The 14,981-nt window shown below is 67.2% G+C and carries 14 protein-coding genes; 5 read left to right on the top strand and 9 right to left on the bottom strand.

The window, feature by feature from the left end; translation table 11 throughout:
• Positions 1–51 precede the first annotated feature (51 nt).
• Complete coding sequence (locus EU513_RS02945) at positions 52–1,434, top strand: tryptophan-rich sensory protein (protein WP_129624397.1); 1,383 nt, start codon at positions 52–54, stop codon at positions 1,432–1,434.
• 20 nt (positions 1,435–1,454) lie between these two features.
• Positions 1,455–2,954, top strand: a complete 1,500-nt coding sequence (locus tag EU513_RS02940; protein WP_205744649.1) for an acyl-CoA carboxylase subunit beta — start codon at positions 1,455–1,457, stop codon at positions 2,952–2,954.
• Between the two features lie 160 nt (positions 2,955–3,114).
• On the opposite strand, the gene purB is transcribed toward EU513_RS02940, so the two are convergent.
• Complete coding sequence (purB, locus tag EU513_RS02935) at positions 3,115–4,527, bottom strand: adenylosuccinate lyase (RefSeq protein ID WP_129624395.1); 1,413 nt, start codon at positions 4,525–4,527, stop codon at positions 3,115–3,117.
• Positions 4,528–4,635: 108 nt separating this feature from the next.
• Positions 4,636–5,400: a VOC family protein gene (locus EU513_RS02930; protein ID WP_129624394.1), complete on the bottom strand. Its 765-nt coding sequence runs from the start codon at positions 5,398–5,400 to the stop codon at positions 4,636–4,638.
• 121 nt (positions 5,401–5,521) lie between these two features.
• Here EU513_RS02930 and EU513_RS02925 point away from each other — a divergent pair, with 121 nt between their 5' ends.
• Positions 5,522–5,941, top strand: a complete 420-nt coding sequence (locus EU513_RS02925) for a YkvA family protein (RefSeq protein WP_168990115.1) — start codon at positions 5,522–5,524, stop codon at positions 5,939–5,941.
• Between the two features lie 176 nt (positions 5,942–6,117).
• Here EU513_RS02925 and EU513_RS02920 read toward each other — a convergent pair whose 3' ends face one another.
• The 7 genes from EU513_RS02920 to bioB form a co-directional block, all read right to left on the bottom strand.
• Positions 6,118–6,609, bottom strand: coding sequence for a low molecular weight protein-tyrosine-phosphatase (locus EU513_RS02920; RefSeq protein WP_129624392.1), 492 nt, complete (start codon positions 6,607–6,609; stop codon positions 6,118–6,120).
• A 15-nt stretch (positions 6,610–6,624) separates the two neighbouring features.
• Positions 6,625–7,419 carry a GNAT family N-acetyltransferase gene (locus EU513_RS02915; RefSeq protein ID WP_205744648.1) on the bottom strand — a complete coding sequence of 265 codons (795 nt, stop codon included), beginning with the start codon at positions 7,417–7,419 and terminating at the stop codon, positions 6,625–6,627.
• A gap of 58 nt (positions 7,420–7,477) precedes the next feature.
• Positions 7,478–8,167 carry a dethiobiotin synthase gene (bioD, locus tag EU513_RS02910; protein ID WP_168990114.1) on the bottom strand — a complete coding sequence of 230 codons (690 nt, stop codon included), beginning with the start codon at positions 8,165–8,167 and terminating at the stop codon, positions 7,478–7,480.
• Between the two features lie 76 nt (positions 8,168–8,243).
• Positions 8,244–9,533, bottom strand: a complete 1,290-nt coding sequence (locus tag EU513_RS02905; protein ID WP_129624389.1) for an adenosylmethionine--8-amino-7-oxononanoate transaminase — start codon at positions 9,531–9,533, stop codon at positions 8,244–8,246.
• 63 nt (positions 9,534–9,596) lie between these two features.
• Entirely contained in the window at positions 9,597–10,265 is a 669-nt protein-coding gene (locus tag EU513_RS02900; protein ID WP_129624388.1) for a hypothetical protein, read from the bottom strand.
• Positions 10,266–10,374: 109 nt separating this feature from the next.
• The gene (locus tag EU513_RS02895; RefSeq protein ID WP_239702616.1) at positions 10,375–10,569 is read right to left on the bottom strand and encodes a hypothetical protein; all 195 of its coding nucleotides are present in this window, start codon (positions 10,567–10,569) and stop codon (positions 10,375–10,377) included.
• A gap of 7 nt (positions 10,570–10,576) precedes the next feature.
• The gene (gene bioB / locus EU513_RS02890) at positions 10,577–11,590 is read right to left on the bottom strand and encodes a biotin synthase BioB (RefSeq protein ID WP_129624386.1); all 1,014 of its coding nucleotides are present in this window, start codon (positions 11,588–11,590) and stop codon (positions 10,577–10,579) included.
• Positions 11,591–11,722: 132 nt separating this feature from the next.
• Here bioB and EU513_RS02885 point away from each other — a divergent pair, with 132 nt between their 5' ends.
• Positions 11,723–12,328 carry a TetR family transcriptional regulator gene (locus EU513_RS02885; protein ID WP_129624385.1) on the top strand — a complete coding sequence of 202 codons (606 nt, stop codon included), beginning with the start codon at positions 11,723–11,725 and terminating at the stop codon, positions 12,326–12,328.
• A gap of 44 nt (positions 12,329–12,372) precedes the next feature.
• Positions 12,373–14,676, top strand: a complete 2,304-nt coding sequence (locus tag EU513_RS02880; RefSeq protein ID WP_129624384.1) for an MMPL family transporter — start codon at positions 12,373–12,375, stop codon at positions 14,674–14,676.
• The last annotated feature ends 305 nt before the right edge of the window (positions 14,677–14,981 follow it).

The following is a 14,981-nucleotide window of genomic DNA, read 5'->3' as shown; positions in this document are numbered from 1 at the left end:
CACTCCCGGCGTCTGCCGGTCCGTTCACCACGATTGCCTCGGAGGAAGCTTATGAGCTCGTCCCGTCTTGCCCTGGTCACCGGAGCAACCGGCCACGTCGGCGGCCGTTTGGTGCCGGCACTCCTCGACGCGGGTTTCCGCGTGCGGGTGCTCAGTCGTCACCCCGATTCACTTGCGTCGGCATGGGCCGAGCGCGTGGAGGCAGTCGAGGGTGACGCTTGCGAACCTGCTGACCTGGCGAAGTCTCTCGCCGACGTCGATGTCGCGTACTACCTGCTGCACTCGATGGACGGCCAGGGTGACTTCGAGGAACGCGACCGAGAAATGGCGTCCAGCTTCGCCTCTGCTGCAAAGAAGTCCGGCGTCGACCGGATGGTCTACCTGAGCGGACTACACCCCTCTGGCGAATTGTCGCCGCACCTCGCATCGCGGGTGGAGGTCGGCAAGATCCTGCTCGACTCCGGTGTGCCGACCGCCGTGCTGCAGGCCGGCACCGTGATCGGCGAGGGATCGGCGTCCTTCGACATGCTGCGTCACCTGTCCGAGCGACTGCCGCTGGTCATCGCTCCCCGCTGGCTGAAGAGCAAGATCCAGCCGATCTGCGACGACGACGTCATCCATTACCTCGTCGGCGCGGCTGACTTGCCGCAGGAGGTGAACCGCGCCTTCGACATCGCCGGCCCGGACGTGCTCACCTACGCCGACATGATGCGCCGGTATGCGTCCGCAATCGGGTTGCCAAAGAGGCGGATTGCGACCGTTCCGGTGCTCACACCGAACCTCGCCGGTCATTGGGTCGGGCTCGTCACCCCCGTGTCGGCAGGGGTCGCCAAGCCGTTGGCCGGGAGCCTGGTGCATGACGCAGTTGCATCGGAGAACGACATCGACGAGTACGTGTCACCGCCCGAGGGTGGACTCGCCGGGTTCGAGGAGTCGGTGCACCGCGCGACCAAGGACGTCGACACCCGCGCGTGGTCGCGTTCGGTCAAGACCTCCGCGGCGATGGTGGGGGTAACAGCCCTCGTGGGTTCGTTGCTGACCGACCCGAACAGCCGCTGGTACAAGAGCCTCGACCTGCCGCCGTGGCAGCCGCCGACCTGGGCCTTCCCGGTCGCGTGGACGACGCTCTACACCACGACCGCGCTCGCGTCCGCCGCGACGATGGCTGAATCGCCTGTGGCGCAGACGAATTCGTACAAGAAGGCGCTCGCGGTCAACATGGTGCTGAACGCGGGGTGGAGCGGTGTGTTCTTCCGAGCACACAAGCCCGCGGCCGCGACGGTCGTGGCCGCTGCATTGGCCGTGAGCAGTGCCGACCTGGCCCGACGTGCGGACGTGTCCAACCGCGGCTTGCGTACGGTCGCGCTCGGTGCCTACGCGGCATGGTGCACCTTCGCCACCGCGCTCAGCGGGGACATCGCCCGCCGCAACTGACGCCGCGATACCGTCGGCGCGTGACTGACGACGTCCCGGTGCAAGGACTGAATGAGGTTCTCGCCCGCCGCTACCTGACCGGTGATGAAGCTCGTGCCGACAAGGTGGCCAAACGTCACGCCCAGGGACGGCGCACCGCCCGCGAGAACATCGCCGACCTCGTCGATGACGGGTCGTTCATCGAGTACGGGCGCTTCGTCACGCCTGCCCAGGAGCAGCGGCGTCCCCTCGCCGACCTCGTGGTCGAGGCGCCGGCCGACGGCATCATCGGCGGCACTGCGACCGTCGACGGTGCGCCGTGTGCGGTGCTGTCCTACGACTACCTGGTCATGGCCGGCACGCAGGGAATGCGCGGGCACCACAAGACCGACCGCCTGGTCGAGACCGCCCTTCGCATGAACGTCCCGACGGTGTTCTTCACCGAAGGCGGCGGAGGACGTCCGGGAGACACCGACCTGCCCGGGGTCTGCTTCCTCGACCTCGACCTGTTCGCGATCTGGGGCGCCGCACGCATCCCGAAGATCGCGATCGTCTCGGGACGATGCTTCGCCGGAAATGCAGTGCTCGCCGGATGTGCCGACCTGCGGATCGCCACTGCGGACGCGAACCTCGGCATGGCCGGACCGGCCATGATCGCCGGTGGTGGTTTGGGTCAGTTCGCGCCCGAGGAGATCGGTCCGGTCAACGTCCAGAGCGCGAACGGGGTGCTCGATGTCGTGGCGGAGGACGAAGAGGGAGCCGTCGAGGTCGCCCGGCGCATCCTGGGCTATCTCGGGGCCCGCGCCCACGAACCGGACGCGCCGTCCGAGGAGCAGAATCTCGCCCGGGAGATCCTGCCGCACAACGAACGGGAGTCCTTCGACGTCCATCGGGTTATCGAGACCCTCGCCGACACGGACTCGATCACCTGGCTGCGCTCTGGGTGGGCGCCTAAGCTCGTCACGTGCATCGCGCGTGTCGAGGGGATGCCGGTCGGTTTCATCGCGAACCAGTCGACGCACCTCGCCGGGGCGCTGACCACCGCGGCGTCCGCGAAGGGAGCGGACTTCCTCGACCTGTGCGAGCGCTGGCAACTTCCCGTGGTGTCGCTCGTCGACACTCCCGGCTTCATGGTGGGCCCGGACGCCGAGCAGGATGGACTGGTCCGTGAAGCGTCCAGGCTGGTGACCGCCGGCGCGCGGCTCACCACGCCGCTGGTGGGTGTGGTGCTGCGACGCGGGTACGGGCTCGGAGCGCAGGCGATGCTCGGCGGGAGCACGCACCGCCCGCTGCTGACCGTCGCGTGGCCGGACGCCCACCTGGGTCCGATGGGTCTGGAAGGTGCCGTCCGCCTCGGCATGGCCAAGGAGCTCGCCGCTCTGCCGGCCGAGGAGCGTGAACAGACGGTCAAGGAACAGACGGCTCTCATGCAGCAGCACGCCAAGGCGCTCAACGCCGCCCGGGTCTTCGAGATCGACGACGTGATCGACCCGGCCGAAACCAGGTCGTTGATCGCCCGCACCTTCGTTCGCGCACGCTGACTTCTGCGGCCCGTGGTCGACCGCTGCGTCCAGGCTCAACCAGCGGTGGTGGATGAGCTCGCAATCTCCGCTGGTTGAGCCGTACGGATGAGGAACGAATCCGTACGCGCCGAAACCGCTCGCGTTCCTCGTTGTTCCCGCCCAGGGCGACTCCGCGTTCTCAGCGGTCTAGGTAGGCGACGAGCTGCGGGGCCAGGCCGACGTAGGTGGCGGGGGTGAGGGCGAGTAGGCGGACCTGCACCTCCTCGGGCAGGCCGAGTCCGCGGACGAACTCCTGCAGGTCGTCGGAGTTGATCCGACGTCCGCGGGTGAGTTCCTTGAGCCGCTCGTACGGCTGCTCCATCCCGGGAACTCCTTGTGCGCCGAGGGCCCTCATCGCCGACTGGATCGGCTCACCGAGCACCTCCCAGTTCGCGTCGAGGTCGGCCGCCATGGCCTCCGGGACGGCGTCGAGGCCGGCGAGGCCACGTCCGGCGTTGTCGATAGCGAGCAGCGAATGGCCGAACGCGGTGCCGATGTTGCGCTGCATCGAGGAGTCGGTGAGGTCACGCTGCAGGCGCGACTGCACGAGGGTGGACGCGAGAACGTCCAGCAGTGCGCTGCTGACCTCGAGGTTCGCCTCGGCGTTCTCGAAGCGGATCGGGTTGACCTTGTGCGGCATCGTCGACGATCCGACCGTGCCCTGGCCGCGCACCTGGGCGAAGTAGCCCATCGAGATGTAGGTCCACACATCCGTGCACAGGTTGTGCAGGATGCGGTTGAAGCGGGCGATGTCGCTGTAGAGCTCGGCCTGCCAGTCGTGGCTCTCGATCTGCGTGGTCAGCGGATTCCACTGCAGCCCAAGGCTTTCGACGAACGTCCGGCTGATCTCCACCCAGTCGGTGCTCGGGACGGCGGCGGTGTGGGCGCCGTAGGTGCCGGTCGCGCCGTTGATCTTTCCGAGGAATTCCGCTCGCTCGATGCGCTTGAGCTGGCGGCGCAGTCGGTGCGCAAGGACCGCGAGTTCCTTGCCCATCGTGGTCGGGGTCGCCGGCTGCCCGTGCGTGTGTGCCAGCAGCGGAACGTCCTTGAGGTCGTTCGCCATGGTGGAGACGGCGTCCACCAATGCAGTCGCACGGGGCAGCCAGACCTGCTGGGTCGCGCCCTGCACCATCAGCGCGTACGAGAGGTTGTTGATGTCCTCGCTCGTGCACGCGAAGTGGATGAGTTCGGCCAGACCCTTGGCGTCGTCCTCGCCGACGATCGCGGTCAGTCGCCGCTTGAGGTAGTACTCCACCGCCTTGACGTCGTGGACGGTCTCGCGCTCGATCTCGGCGAGTTCAGTGACGTCGTCCTGGTCGAAGTTCTCGACGACGTCACGAAGTTGCTGCTGCTCGGACTCGGTGAGCGTACGGACGCCGGGCACCGCGCCCTGGGCGGTGAGATGGATCAGCCACTCGACCTCGACGTTGACCCGTTGCCGGTTGAGCGCCGCCTCGGACAGGTGGTCGACGAGCGGGGAGACCGCAGCGCGGTAACGACCGTCGAGTGCTCCGAGGGCGATGGGCGGCTGGGTGTCGGCGAGGGAACGCATGGCCCACATTCTTCCAGCGCTCCCGTACGCCGAGTGGCCGGGATATGAACCAGCGGCCGGGCGATAACCCGGACACCAGTTCGTGACCCGGCCACTCGGCGAAAGGGGTCAGGCCTCTTCTACCTCGACGATGCCGAACACCTCGCCGTGCTTGGCCTGGATGATCGCCTCCGGACCCATCGGGGAGTCGAAGGTCATCAGGATGAATCCGTCGAGTTCCTGCGCCAATTGCGCCGAGGAGTCGCGGTCGGCGACGCCGAAGTGGGGCAGCCAACTGGCGGACGCATCGTCCGGCAACTGGTCGGCCAGGTGGATGCTGCAGATGCGGGTGCCGTCGGGCAGCGCCGCCACAACGCCGTATTCGTCGGCGTCGACGTAGGTGTAGCCGAAGACCTCGGCGTAGAACGCGCGGGCAGCGTCGAGGTCCTTGGTCAGCAGGGTGCTCCAGGCGACCGTGCCGGCCTCGCCGCTGATCCCGAAGCCGGGGTGCTCACCGCCCTGCCAGAGACCGAAGACGGCGCCGGTCGGGTCGCTGCAGAACGCCATGCTTCCCGATGCACCGACTTCCTGCGGTGGGAGGATGATTTGCCCACCCGCTTGGGCCACGCGCTGGACGAAGGTGTCGACGTCGTCCACCGCGAGGTAGGTGTTCCACACGGTCGGCGCGTTCTCGTCCTGGGTGAGCGTGATCCCCGCAGCCGGGTGGTCGTCCTTCAGGCAGATCGCGTAGTCGTCGTCGCCGTCGACGACGTGCCACCCGAACAGGCGCCCGTAGAAATCCTTCGCGTGATGCAGTCCACGGTGCGCCTCCTGGTATGAGCAGTCGACCCAACAGGGGACGCCGTTGGGCCAGGTGCCGGTGTGAATCGCCATGGTGCTCCTTCGTCCGATATCTCGTTCGACCCTATGTCGCGGGCGGGTCGAAGGTGTCGAATCGGTACGGGTTTGGCGGATTCCGACTTCCCGACCTCCTCGAACTGCCTACCCTCGGAACATGCCTGCTGATGCCGCTACCCGGCGCCTGCTTGCTTCCGAACCTTTCGCGCGCTGCCGCCGGATGGCCGAAGACGCAGCCCGTGACGACCACCGACTCCGCGTGTTGCTCGCGGAGGTCGAGATGAAGGTCATCGAGTCGGAGTTCTTGCGGGCCAAGCCGATCGCGGTCAACATCGACATCGCTGCGGCGGTCGTCGAGGCGTTCCTGGAGAGCGGCGAGCCGTACGCGTCCCTGGACGCCACCCGCTCGGCCCGGCTGCGGCTGGTGATCGCCTGCCTGCAGTACCTCGTCATGCCGCACGACGCCATCCCGGATGACAGTAGACACGGCCTGATCGACGACCTCACCGTCGTGCGTTGGGTCGCCCGCGTGGCCTCCGGCTCCGAGGGGCACCCGGTCGACGAACTGGAAGAGTAGGCGCCGGCCGCACTGGGTGAGGTTGTCACCACGCAGCGGAGAAGTCGGAGACAGCCAGCATCAAGTAGCTGCCGCCGGTGACCAGCCCGAGGAGCACCGCGGTCGAGACCGCGGAGGCGGTCTTGGTGAAGGTCGTTCTGCCGGCCCGGGTTTCACCGCCGACCTGCGTGTCGGGCTCAGCGCTGTGACGTGACGGTCTTCAGGTGCTCGACCAGGCCGCGGCAGGCGGCCTCGACCTCGTCCCGGCAGCGGTCGAATCCGACCCCGTCACCGAAGTAGGGGTCGTCGACCTCGTCCTTGTCGGCGTCCGGATCGAACTCACGCAGCAGTCGGATCTGCGCGCTGCCCTTTCCCGCCTCGACCATCTCCTCCACCTCGTCCAGGTGGCCGCGGTCGGCCACGACAATGAGGTCGCGCTCGGTCAGGTCGTCAGCGCTCAATTGACGTGCCCGGTGCCCAGACCCGTCGTAACCGCCGGACGTGAGTGCGGTCAGCGTCCGCGGGTCGGCCGGGTCACCGACGTGCCACCCGCCCGTGCCAGCGGAGTCGACAATCACCTTGTCCGACAAGCCTTCCCGCTCAACGAGCTCACGCAGGATCACCTCGCCCATGGGGGAGCGGCAGATGTTGCCGGTGCAGACGACGCAGACGCGGTACGGATCGGTCATGCCGACGATTGTGTCTCAGACCCGCGTCCAGATGTACGGGGTCGTGGTGGTGACGGCGGTCAGGCCGCTGCGTTCGAGGATCAGCTGCGACATCGGGGAGCAGTCGCTCTGCATGAACTTCACTCCGGCTTGCTGTGCGTGCGCCGCCCGAGCCGCGGTCAGCGCGCGATAGATGCCCTGGCCACGGCGGGCAGCGTGGGTCACACCGCCCCAGAGGCCCGCGAAGTCGGTGCCCGGCACGATCTCGAGTCGTCCGGCACTGATCACCTCGTCGCCGTCCTCGGCCAGCCACATGGTCGCGTTGCCTCGGGACCGTTCGAGCCGATCGATGGTCTCGACAGCGGTCGCGTCGCCGCCACCGAAGACGGCGTTCTGCAGGTGATTGGCGCGGGTCACGTCGTCGGTGAAGTCACCGGCCACCCCGGCCTGCCGGATGCGTACCCCTGGCGGCAGTTCGACATCCTGCACCAGATGTTCGACCGGGCCGACCATCACGGTCTCCAGTTCCTCGGCCTGGAAGCCCTGCGCGACCAGGCGTTGTCCGAGATCGGCCGGTTGATCGTGCCCCCTGGTCTTCCATTCGAAGCGGGCCACCTCGGTCTCGTCGCGGTAGTGCGCGATGGTGCGTTCGATGAGTTCGTCGAGGTCATCGACGCCGTCGAGCGAGCGATAGGTCGTGAAGCCGCCCCAGCCGAAGACACCGCGTACGAGCGGTCCGTCCTCGGTGAAGGAGAGCGCGCCCACCACCTCCGCGTCCCGTCGAAGTTGGTCGTCGTACGCCTGCAGCAGTCGGGCGATGTCGTCGGTCATGGCGGCCATCATCCTCGCCGATCGGCCGCGAGCCCATCTCTTTTCGGGACGGCTCCCGTCAGAGGCGAATCCAGGTCGGGGCCTGCTCACGGAAGGTTTGCGGAGGGAGGTCACCGGCGCCGCTCGGCACCGCGCCGAGCAATTGACCCTCGGCCAGCGTGCGCAGTCGGTCGACGTTGGTGCGTTCGGCGAGGTCGGGCTGGTCGGATGCCGACCCGATGACGACGCCGACCAGGTCGAGTCCGCGGTTGCGGAGTGCTTCCAGCGTGAGTGCCGTGTGGTTGAGGGTGCCGAGTCCGGGCCGAACCACCACGACATAGCCGGTACGGATCCCCTTGGCTTCCAACGGGATACCCAGATCGGCCAGGGTCGCGCCCTCACTGTCGAGCCGAACGAGCAGCCCGCCGGACCCCTCCACCAGTATGACGTCGTAGCGATCGCTCTGCGCCTGTTCGGCGACGCGTTCGGCATGTTCGCCCACCGTCGGGATCGAGGTCTCGGCCAGTTCGGCGGCCACGTCCGGAGCCAGCGGATCGGGCAGCCGCAGGTGCTCGTCGACCTCGACGCCGGCGAGCCGGGCGATCGTTTGCGCATCGCCGTCCTCGTTCTCACCCACGCCGGTCTGGGCGAGCTTGATCGCCAGGACGCGTTGGCCGCGGGCGGCCAGGGCGGCCGCAATGACCGCCGCGGCGACGGTCTTGCCGACCTCTGTGTCGGTGCCGGTGATGACGAGGACAGGTGTGCTCACGCGACCACTGTCGCACCTCGCCCTGCGATGACTCAGGCCTGTTGTGGTTTGCGGTACGAACGTTCCTCGAACAGCGTCATGCGACAGCCCGGGTCGCCGCCACCATGGCTGCGCCGATCTTCTCCACCTCGTCCAGGGAGCAGACGTACGGCGGCATCGCGTAGATCAGGTCTCGGAAAGGACGCAGCCACACGCCGTGCTCCAGAGCGACCCGGGACGCTGCGGCGTGGTCGCGCGGCGCGTCGAGCTGAATGATTCCGACAGCTCCGATCGACCGGACGTCGGCTACTCCCGGCAGTGCACGGGCGGGTTCGATCGCCGAAGACAGCCGTGAGCCAAGCGAATTCACGCGCTCGAGGAGGTCGTCGCCGAGCAGGTCGATGGATGCGGACGCGACCGCACACGCCAACGGGTTCGCCATGAAGGTCGGCCCGTGCATGAGGGCGCCGGCAGGATCGGCCGAGACTGCATCGGCGACCTGCGAGGTGCACAACACTGCGGCAAGGGTCAGATACCCGCCGGTCAACGCCTTTCCGACACACAGGACGTCGGGGACGACGCCGCACCGGTCGGCCGCCCACATCGTGCCGGTACGGCCGAATCCGGTTGCTATCTCGTCGAACACCAGCAGCGCGCCGGATGACCGGGCGAGGTCGTCGAGCACGCGAACCGCCGACGGTGGATGGATCCACATGCCTCCGGCTCCCTGGAGCACCGGCTCGACGATCACCGCGGCGATGTCGTCTGCGTGCTTTTCGAAGAGTGCTCGCGTCTCGACCTCCCAGGCGGAGATGTCGGCGTCCAACCCACCGGGAGGTTGTGGCGCGAAGATCTGCTGCGGCAGCACCCCTCGAAAGAGCGTGTGCATCCCGTTCACCGGGTCGGTGACGCTCATCGGGGACATCGTGTCGCCGTGATACCCGCCACGGATGGTGAACACCTTCGAGCGCGGACGGCCAGCGGCGGCGTGCGCCTGCCAGGCCATCTTCAACGCGACCTCGACGGCGACCGAGCCACTGTCGGCGAAGAACACGTGCTGCAGCGAGTCACCCGGTGCGAGGCGAATGAGCTTGTCGGCCAACGTGATCGCGGGCTGGTGGGTCAATCCACCGAACATGACGTGCGACATGCGGTCGAGTTGCGAGCGGGCGGCCGCGTCCAGTTCCGGTACCGCGTACCCGTGGATCGCGCACCACCACGAGGCCATGGCGTCGATGACCTCGTGGCGCGCGCCGTCGGCTGTCCGCAACCGAAGTCGCACGCCCGACGCCGACTCGACCAGGTGCGTCGTGGTGGGTCGGGTGGCGGATGCGTATGGATGCCAAAGGTGTTCACGGTCGAAGTCGAATAGGTCTGGCGACGGCACCCGCCCATCAAACAGTAGGAGGGTCCGGGTAGCGCCCGGACCCTCCTACCTCGAAGTAATGCGTCAGTCGCGCTTGCGAGTGAGCTTGGCGACGTTGACCGCCAGTTCCAGCAGGACGCGGGCGCCGAAGATCACGGCACCGACGATCGCCAGGTCGGCGAGCATGTTGAGGACGGCCGGGAAGACCTTCATCTTCATCGTGACGTCGTTGTCGCCGTCACCCATGGTGTCGCCCATGAAGCCGTGCAGGATGTCGGTCAGACCCCAGAGGATCGCAGCCGCGCTGATCAGCATGAAGGCGAGCGGCGCGATCTTCTCGGTGAGCGACTTGCTGAACTTGTCGCTGAACATCGCGCCGGCGCCGTCGCCACCACCGGAGTTACCGGTCGGCTGGAAGCCACTCTGGTTGCCCGAACGGCCGGTGCCGTAGGCGGGAGAGTTGTCGCCGTAGGACTGCTGGCCGTAGGACTGCCCGGAGTTCTGTGAACCCTGGCCGTAACCCTGCGCGGCAGACGAACCGCCACCCTGGGACCCCCACTCCTGGGTGGACTGCGAACCGGCCTGGTTGTCGGCCTCGGGCGAACCCCAGTTCTGACCGAGCGAGCCGCCCTGGCCGCCTGCCTGCTGCTGACCGTAACCCTGGCTCGAACCCTGGCCCGCGTCCCCTTGGCCCCAGTTCTGGCCGAGCGAGCCGCCCTGGCCGTCGTACGACCCGCCTGTCGGCTGTGACATCTGCTTCCTCCTGAAGTCGTGCGGCCTGCCTCGGCCGCTCGGATCAAACCTAGTTCGCTCGCCGCGCCGACGGTGAGGGTTTCCTCGGCGATTCCGCAAAACGGGTCGTTCAACCGCCCTCCAACTCACCGTGCTGGACGCAGGTCGCGCTCCAGTGTGTCGGGGTGACCTGCACCTTCATCCGGCGTTTGCACTTCGTACAGAACCGCGGAGGTTCCTCGGCCGCCAACCAGCGTGCGCACACTTCGTGGTCGCCCTCGGCCACCGGCTCACCGCACCGGGCGCAGTAGCGGTCGTCACTCACCACCGGCTCACAGGGAAGCGTTCAGTGCCTTGATCGGCATCTGCAACTCGTCGAGCAGTTCGAGGTCCTGCTTGGGATTGCGTCCCAGGGTGGTCAGGTAGTTGCCGACGATGACGGCGTTGATGCCGCCCAGCAGTCCGTCGCGCGTGCCCAGGTCACCGAGGGTCAACTCGCGTCCGCCCGCGTATCGCAGGATCGTCCGCGGCATCGCCAACCGGAATGCCGCGATCGTGCGCAGCGCGTCCTTGGAGTCCATCGGTTCCAGGTCACCGAACGGGGTGCCGGGGCGCGGGTTGAGGAAGTTCAACGGCACCTCGTGTGGCTCGAGTTCGGCCAGCTGCGAAGCCAATTCGGCCCGCTGCTCCAGCGTTTCGCCCATGCCGACCAGGCCGCCGCAGCACAACTCCATGCCGGACGCCTTCACCATCTGGCAGGTGTCCCACCGCTCCTCATAGGAGTGGGTGGTGACGACCCGCGGGAAGAACGACCTCGCGGCCTCGAGGTTGTGGTTGTAACGGTGCACACCCATCTCGACCATCTGGTCGACCTGTTCCTGGGTGAGCATGCCGAGGGACGCCGCGACCTGGATGTCGACCGCTTCCTTGATCGCCTTCACGCCGTCGCGCATCTGCGACATCAGCCGCTCGTCCGGCCCACGGACCGCGGCGACGATGCAGAACTCGGTCGCGCCGGTGGCGGCGGTCTGCTGCGCGGCCTTCACCAACTCGGGGATGTTCAGCCACACGCTGCGCACCGGGGAGGTGAACTGACCGGACTGGCTGCAGAAGTGGCAGTCCTCGGGGCAGCCGCCGGTCTTGAGCGAGACGATTCCCTCGACCTCGACCTGTTCACCGTTGAACTTCAAACGCACCTCGTGGGCCAGAGCGAGCAGGTCCGGGAGCATCTCGTCCGGCGTGCGCAGCACCTCGACGATCTCGTCGTAGGTGAGTCCTTCGCCCTTGATGAGGACGCGGTCCCGCGCGCGTTCGAGGATCGAGGTGTTCGCTGTGGTGCTGGTCATGGCGCACGATCCTGCCGCAGGCCGGCACAGGGCTTTCGCCGGACCCGCTACTCGGCGGTCACCGGGCCGGCGTGGCACAACTCACTGAGTGCAAATTTGCACCCTCCGCCCTCAAAGGGCAAATATTGACCAGTGCCCGAATCCAACCTCTATGAGCTCAGCCGGCGCTCGCTGAACAAGCACCGCACCGCCCAGCGGATCACTCGCTGCGCCCAGCGGTTGGCCGCCGATCACGGTTACGACGAGTTCACCCTGGACCAACTCGCCGACGCCGCCGAGGTGTCGCGCCGGACGTTGTTCAACTACTTCCCCACGAAACTCGACGCCGTCCTCGGAGACGGTCCGCGCATCGACGCCGCCACCCTCGCGACGTTCAAAGCGGGTGGGCCTACGGGGGTCCTGATCGACGACTGCGTCGAGATGGTCAGGGTCATGTTCGACGACCCGGAACTCGACCGGGCGGCCATGGTCAAGGTGACGCAGTGCTTCGAGCGCAATCCGAAACTCACCCATGAGGCCCTGCAGCGCGCACGTCACCACATCGGTGAGTTCGCCGGCGTGATCGGTGAACGAGAAGACCTGCCGCCCGACCACCCGCGCGTCCGGGTCGCGATCGCTACTTTGCTGGCACTGGTCGAAGTGACCATGCAGCAGTTCGTGGCCGACGAGGGCGCCCACTCCTTCAACGAGTTCTACGCCGCCAATCTCCAGGTCGCGCACGACCTGCTCGGCCGCTGACCGCGATTCCCGACGACTTCCACCCGCACGAGAAGAAAGAAGCTATGGCTACCTTCCTGTACCGCCTCGGCAGTACGGCCTACCGCAAATGGCCGGTGTTCATCGCCGCCTGGCTGCTGGCCGTGATCGGATTCGGCGCGCTCGCCGGCGCCGTCTCCAAGCCGATGGCCGACTCCTTCAGCATTCCCGGAATTCCTTCGCTCCAGGCGCAGGACATGCAGAAGAAGCTGTTCCCGGACGCCAAGGACGTCGAGAACGCCGCCACGGTCAACGTCGTGCTGGCCGCGCCCGAGGGCCACTCGCTGCGCGAGGCGAAGTACCAGCAGGCCGCCGGTGCGCTGGTCAAGGACCTCGCCACCGTCCCGCAGATGCCGAAGACGCAGATCGCGCCGCCGGTGCCCGCAGCCGATGCGCAGTACAAGATGGCCGTCCAGGGCGCGATGAAGAACGGTGCTCCGAAGGCCGTCGCCGAGGCGAACGCGAAGGTGCTCCTGCCGCTCTCCGCAGACGGCCGGGTCGGCACGATCACCTTCGATTTGGACGTACCTGCCGTACCGGACGTGAAGCCGGCGACCAAGGACAAGCTGACCGAGGTGCTTCAGAAGCATGCGAAGACCAGCGGCATGCAGATCGAGGTCAACGGTCAGGGCATGCAGTCGATCCCGGAGACCGGCGGCAGTGCTGAGCTGATCGGTATCGCCGTAGCCGCGATCGTCCTGATCATCACCTTCGGCTCGCTCGTGGCCGCCGGTATGCCGATCATCGCCGCCTTCTTCGGTGTCGCGATGGGCATGATCGGGATGTACATCGCTACCGCCTTCACGACCATCGGCACCACCACGCCGATCCTCGCGACGATGATCGGCCTCGCGGTCGGCATCGACTACACGCTGTTCATCCTGGCTCGCTATCGCGCGGAACTGCGGCACACCGAGGATCGTGCGCATGCCGCAGGTCTTGCTGTCGGAAAGGCCGGTTCCGCCGTCGTGTTCGCCGGTCTGACCGTGCTGATCGCCCTGGCGGCGCTCGCCGTCGTCGGCATCCCGTTCCTGACCTCGATGGGTATGGCAGCTGCCGGCACGGTGTTCTTCGCGGTGCTCGTCGCCCTCACCCTGCTGCCCGCGATCCTCGGAATGTTCAAGAGCAAGGCATTCGCCGGACGCGTCCGTCGTCACAAGGACCCGCTGGACGAGGACGGTCGCCCGCTCAACAACGGCGTCCGCTGGGCCCGTTTCCTGGGCAAGAAGCCGGCCGCCATCGTCGCTCTCGTGGTCGTGTTGCTCGGTGCGCTGGCCGTGCCGATGAAGGACCTGCACCTCGCGTTGCCCACCGACTCCACGGCCGCCAAGTCGACTACGCAGCGCAAGGCTGCTGACCTGGTCGCCGGGGCGTTCGGCGAAGGGCGGCAGTCCCCGCTGGTGACCGTCGTGGACGGTTCGTCGCTGAAGACCCCGCAGGAGCGCGTCGCCGCCTACAACAAGGTCGTCCAGTGGGCGGCCGGGCAGGACAACGTCGCGAACGCCCAGATGGTCGCGGTCAACAAGGACATGTCGGGCGCTCAGGTGCTCATCACGCCCAAGACCGCCGCTGACGACACGAAGACCGAGGACCTGCTGCACGCGCTGCGCGGCGGTGAGTCCGGCATCGAGTCGCAGACCAGGACCGACATCGGGATCACCGGTGTGACCGCCATCCAGACGGACGTCTCGGAGCGGCTGACCGAGGCGCTGCCGATCTACCTCGCGGTGGTCATCGGCCTGGCGTTCCTCCTGCTGTTGCTGGTCTTCCGGTCGCTGCTGGTGCCGCTGACCGCGACGCTCGGCTTCCTGCTGTCGGTGCTTGCGACGCTCGGTGCGACCGTGCTGATCTTCCAGGAAGGCACGTTCGGCCTCGTCGAAGGCGCACCGCTGGTGAGCTTCATGCCGATCATCCTGATTGGTCTGGTGTTCGGCCTGGCGATGGATTACCAGGTCTTCCTGGTCACCCGGATGCGGGAGGCGTACGTGCACGGCATGTCGGCCCGCGAGGCGGTGGTCGACGGCTTCCGCCACGGCGCCCGTGTGGTCTCCGCGGCTGCGGCGATCATGATCTCCGTCTTCGCCGCGTTCATCCTGCAGGACAACTCGCTGATCCAATCGATGGGCTTCGCGCTGGCGATCGCGGTCTTCTTCGACGCGTTCGTCATCCGGATGACGCTCATCCCGGCACTCATGTACCTGATGGGCGACAAGGCGTGGTCCCTGCCGAAGTGGCTGGACAAGATCCTGCCGTCGGTCGACGTCGAGGGCGAGAAGCTCGTCGGTATCCACCCGGAGCTGGAGAAGGAGCCGGTGCTCGAGGACGACTGATCCTCGGGCCCACACAGCAGGCGGGGTCGCGCCCTTTTTTCGGGGGAGGGCGCGACCCCGTCGTCATACCCGCCCCAGCCCCGGAAAGACGCAAAGTTCGGTCGGTCGCACGCGGCAGTCCGGATGTGAGTCATGTCACATTTCGTGACCTTCCTGTAACACTTCGTCGACGTGTCGCGTTGTTGCCCCTGACCGCATGGTTGCCCGACCGCTCGGACCAATGAGTTGCGTCGGGAGCTGGCACGTTCGCTCGCCGTACCTCCCAGGTGAACGTCGCGTCCGGAACTTCCGGAGCCAGACGAGGC

Origin of the sequence: Yimella sp. RIT 621 (assembly GCF_004146205.1) — a bacterium.
Taxonomy (GTDB): domain Bacteria; phylum Actinomycetota; class Actinomycetes; order Actinomycetales; family Dermatophilaceae; genus Yimella; species Yimella lutea.
This window is presented reverse-complemented; position numbering and strand designations above follow the sequence as displayed.

Bases quoted from the DNA above. Each gene is read 5' to 3' on its own strand.
- EU513_RS02945 (WP_129624397.1), top strand. From the start codon at position 52: ATGAGCTCGTCCCGTCTTGCCCTGGTCACCGGAGCAACCGGCCACGTC.
- purB (WP_129624395.1), bottom strand. From the start codon at position 4,527: ATGCGTTCCCTCGCCGACACCCAGCCGCCCATCGCCCTCGGAGCACTC.
- EU513_RS02930 (WP_129624394.1), bottom strand. From the start codon at position 5,400: ATGGCGATTCACACCGGCACCTGGCCCAACGGCGTCCCCTGTTGGGTC.
- EU513_RS02925 (WP_168990115.1), top strand. From the start codon at position 5,522: ATGCCTGCTGATGCCGCTACCCGGCGCCTGCTTGCTTCCGAACCTTTC.
- EU513_RS02920 (WP_129624392.1), bottom strand. From the start codon at position 6,609: ATGACCGATCCGTACCGCGTCTGCGTCGTCTGCACCGGCAACATCTGC.
- EU513_RS02915 (WP_205744648.1), bottom strand. From the start codon at position 7,419: ATGACCGACGACATCGCCCGACTGCTGCAGGCGTACGACGACCAACTT.
- EU513_RS02900 (WP_129624388.1), bottom strand. From the start codon at position 10,265: ATGTCACAGCCGACAGGCGGGTCGTACGACGGCCAGGGCGGCTCGCTC.
- bioB (WP_129624386.1), bottom strand. From the start codon at position 11,590: ATGACCAGCACCACAGCGAACACCTCGATCCTCGAACGCGCGCGGGAC.
- EU513_RS02880 (WP_129624384.1), top strand. From the start codon at position 12,373: ATGGCTACCTTCCTGTACCGCCTCGGCAGTACGGCCTACCGCAAATGG.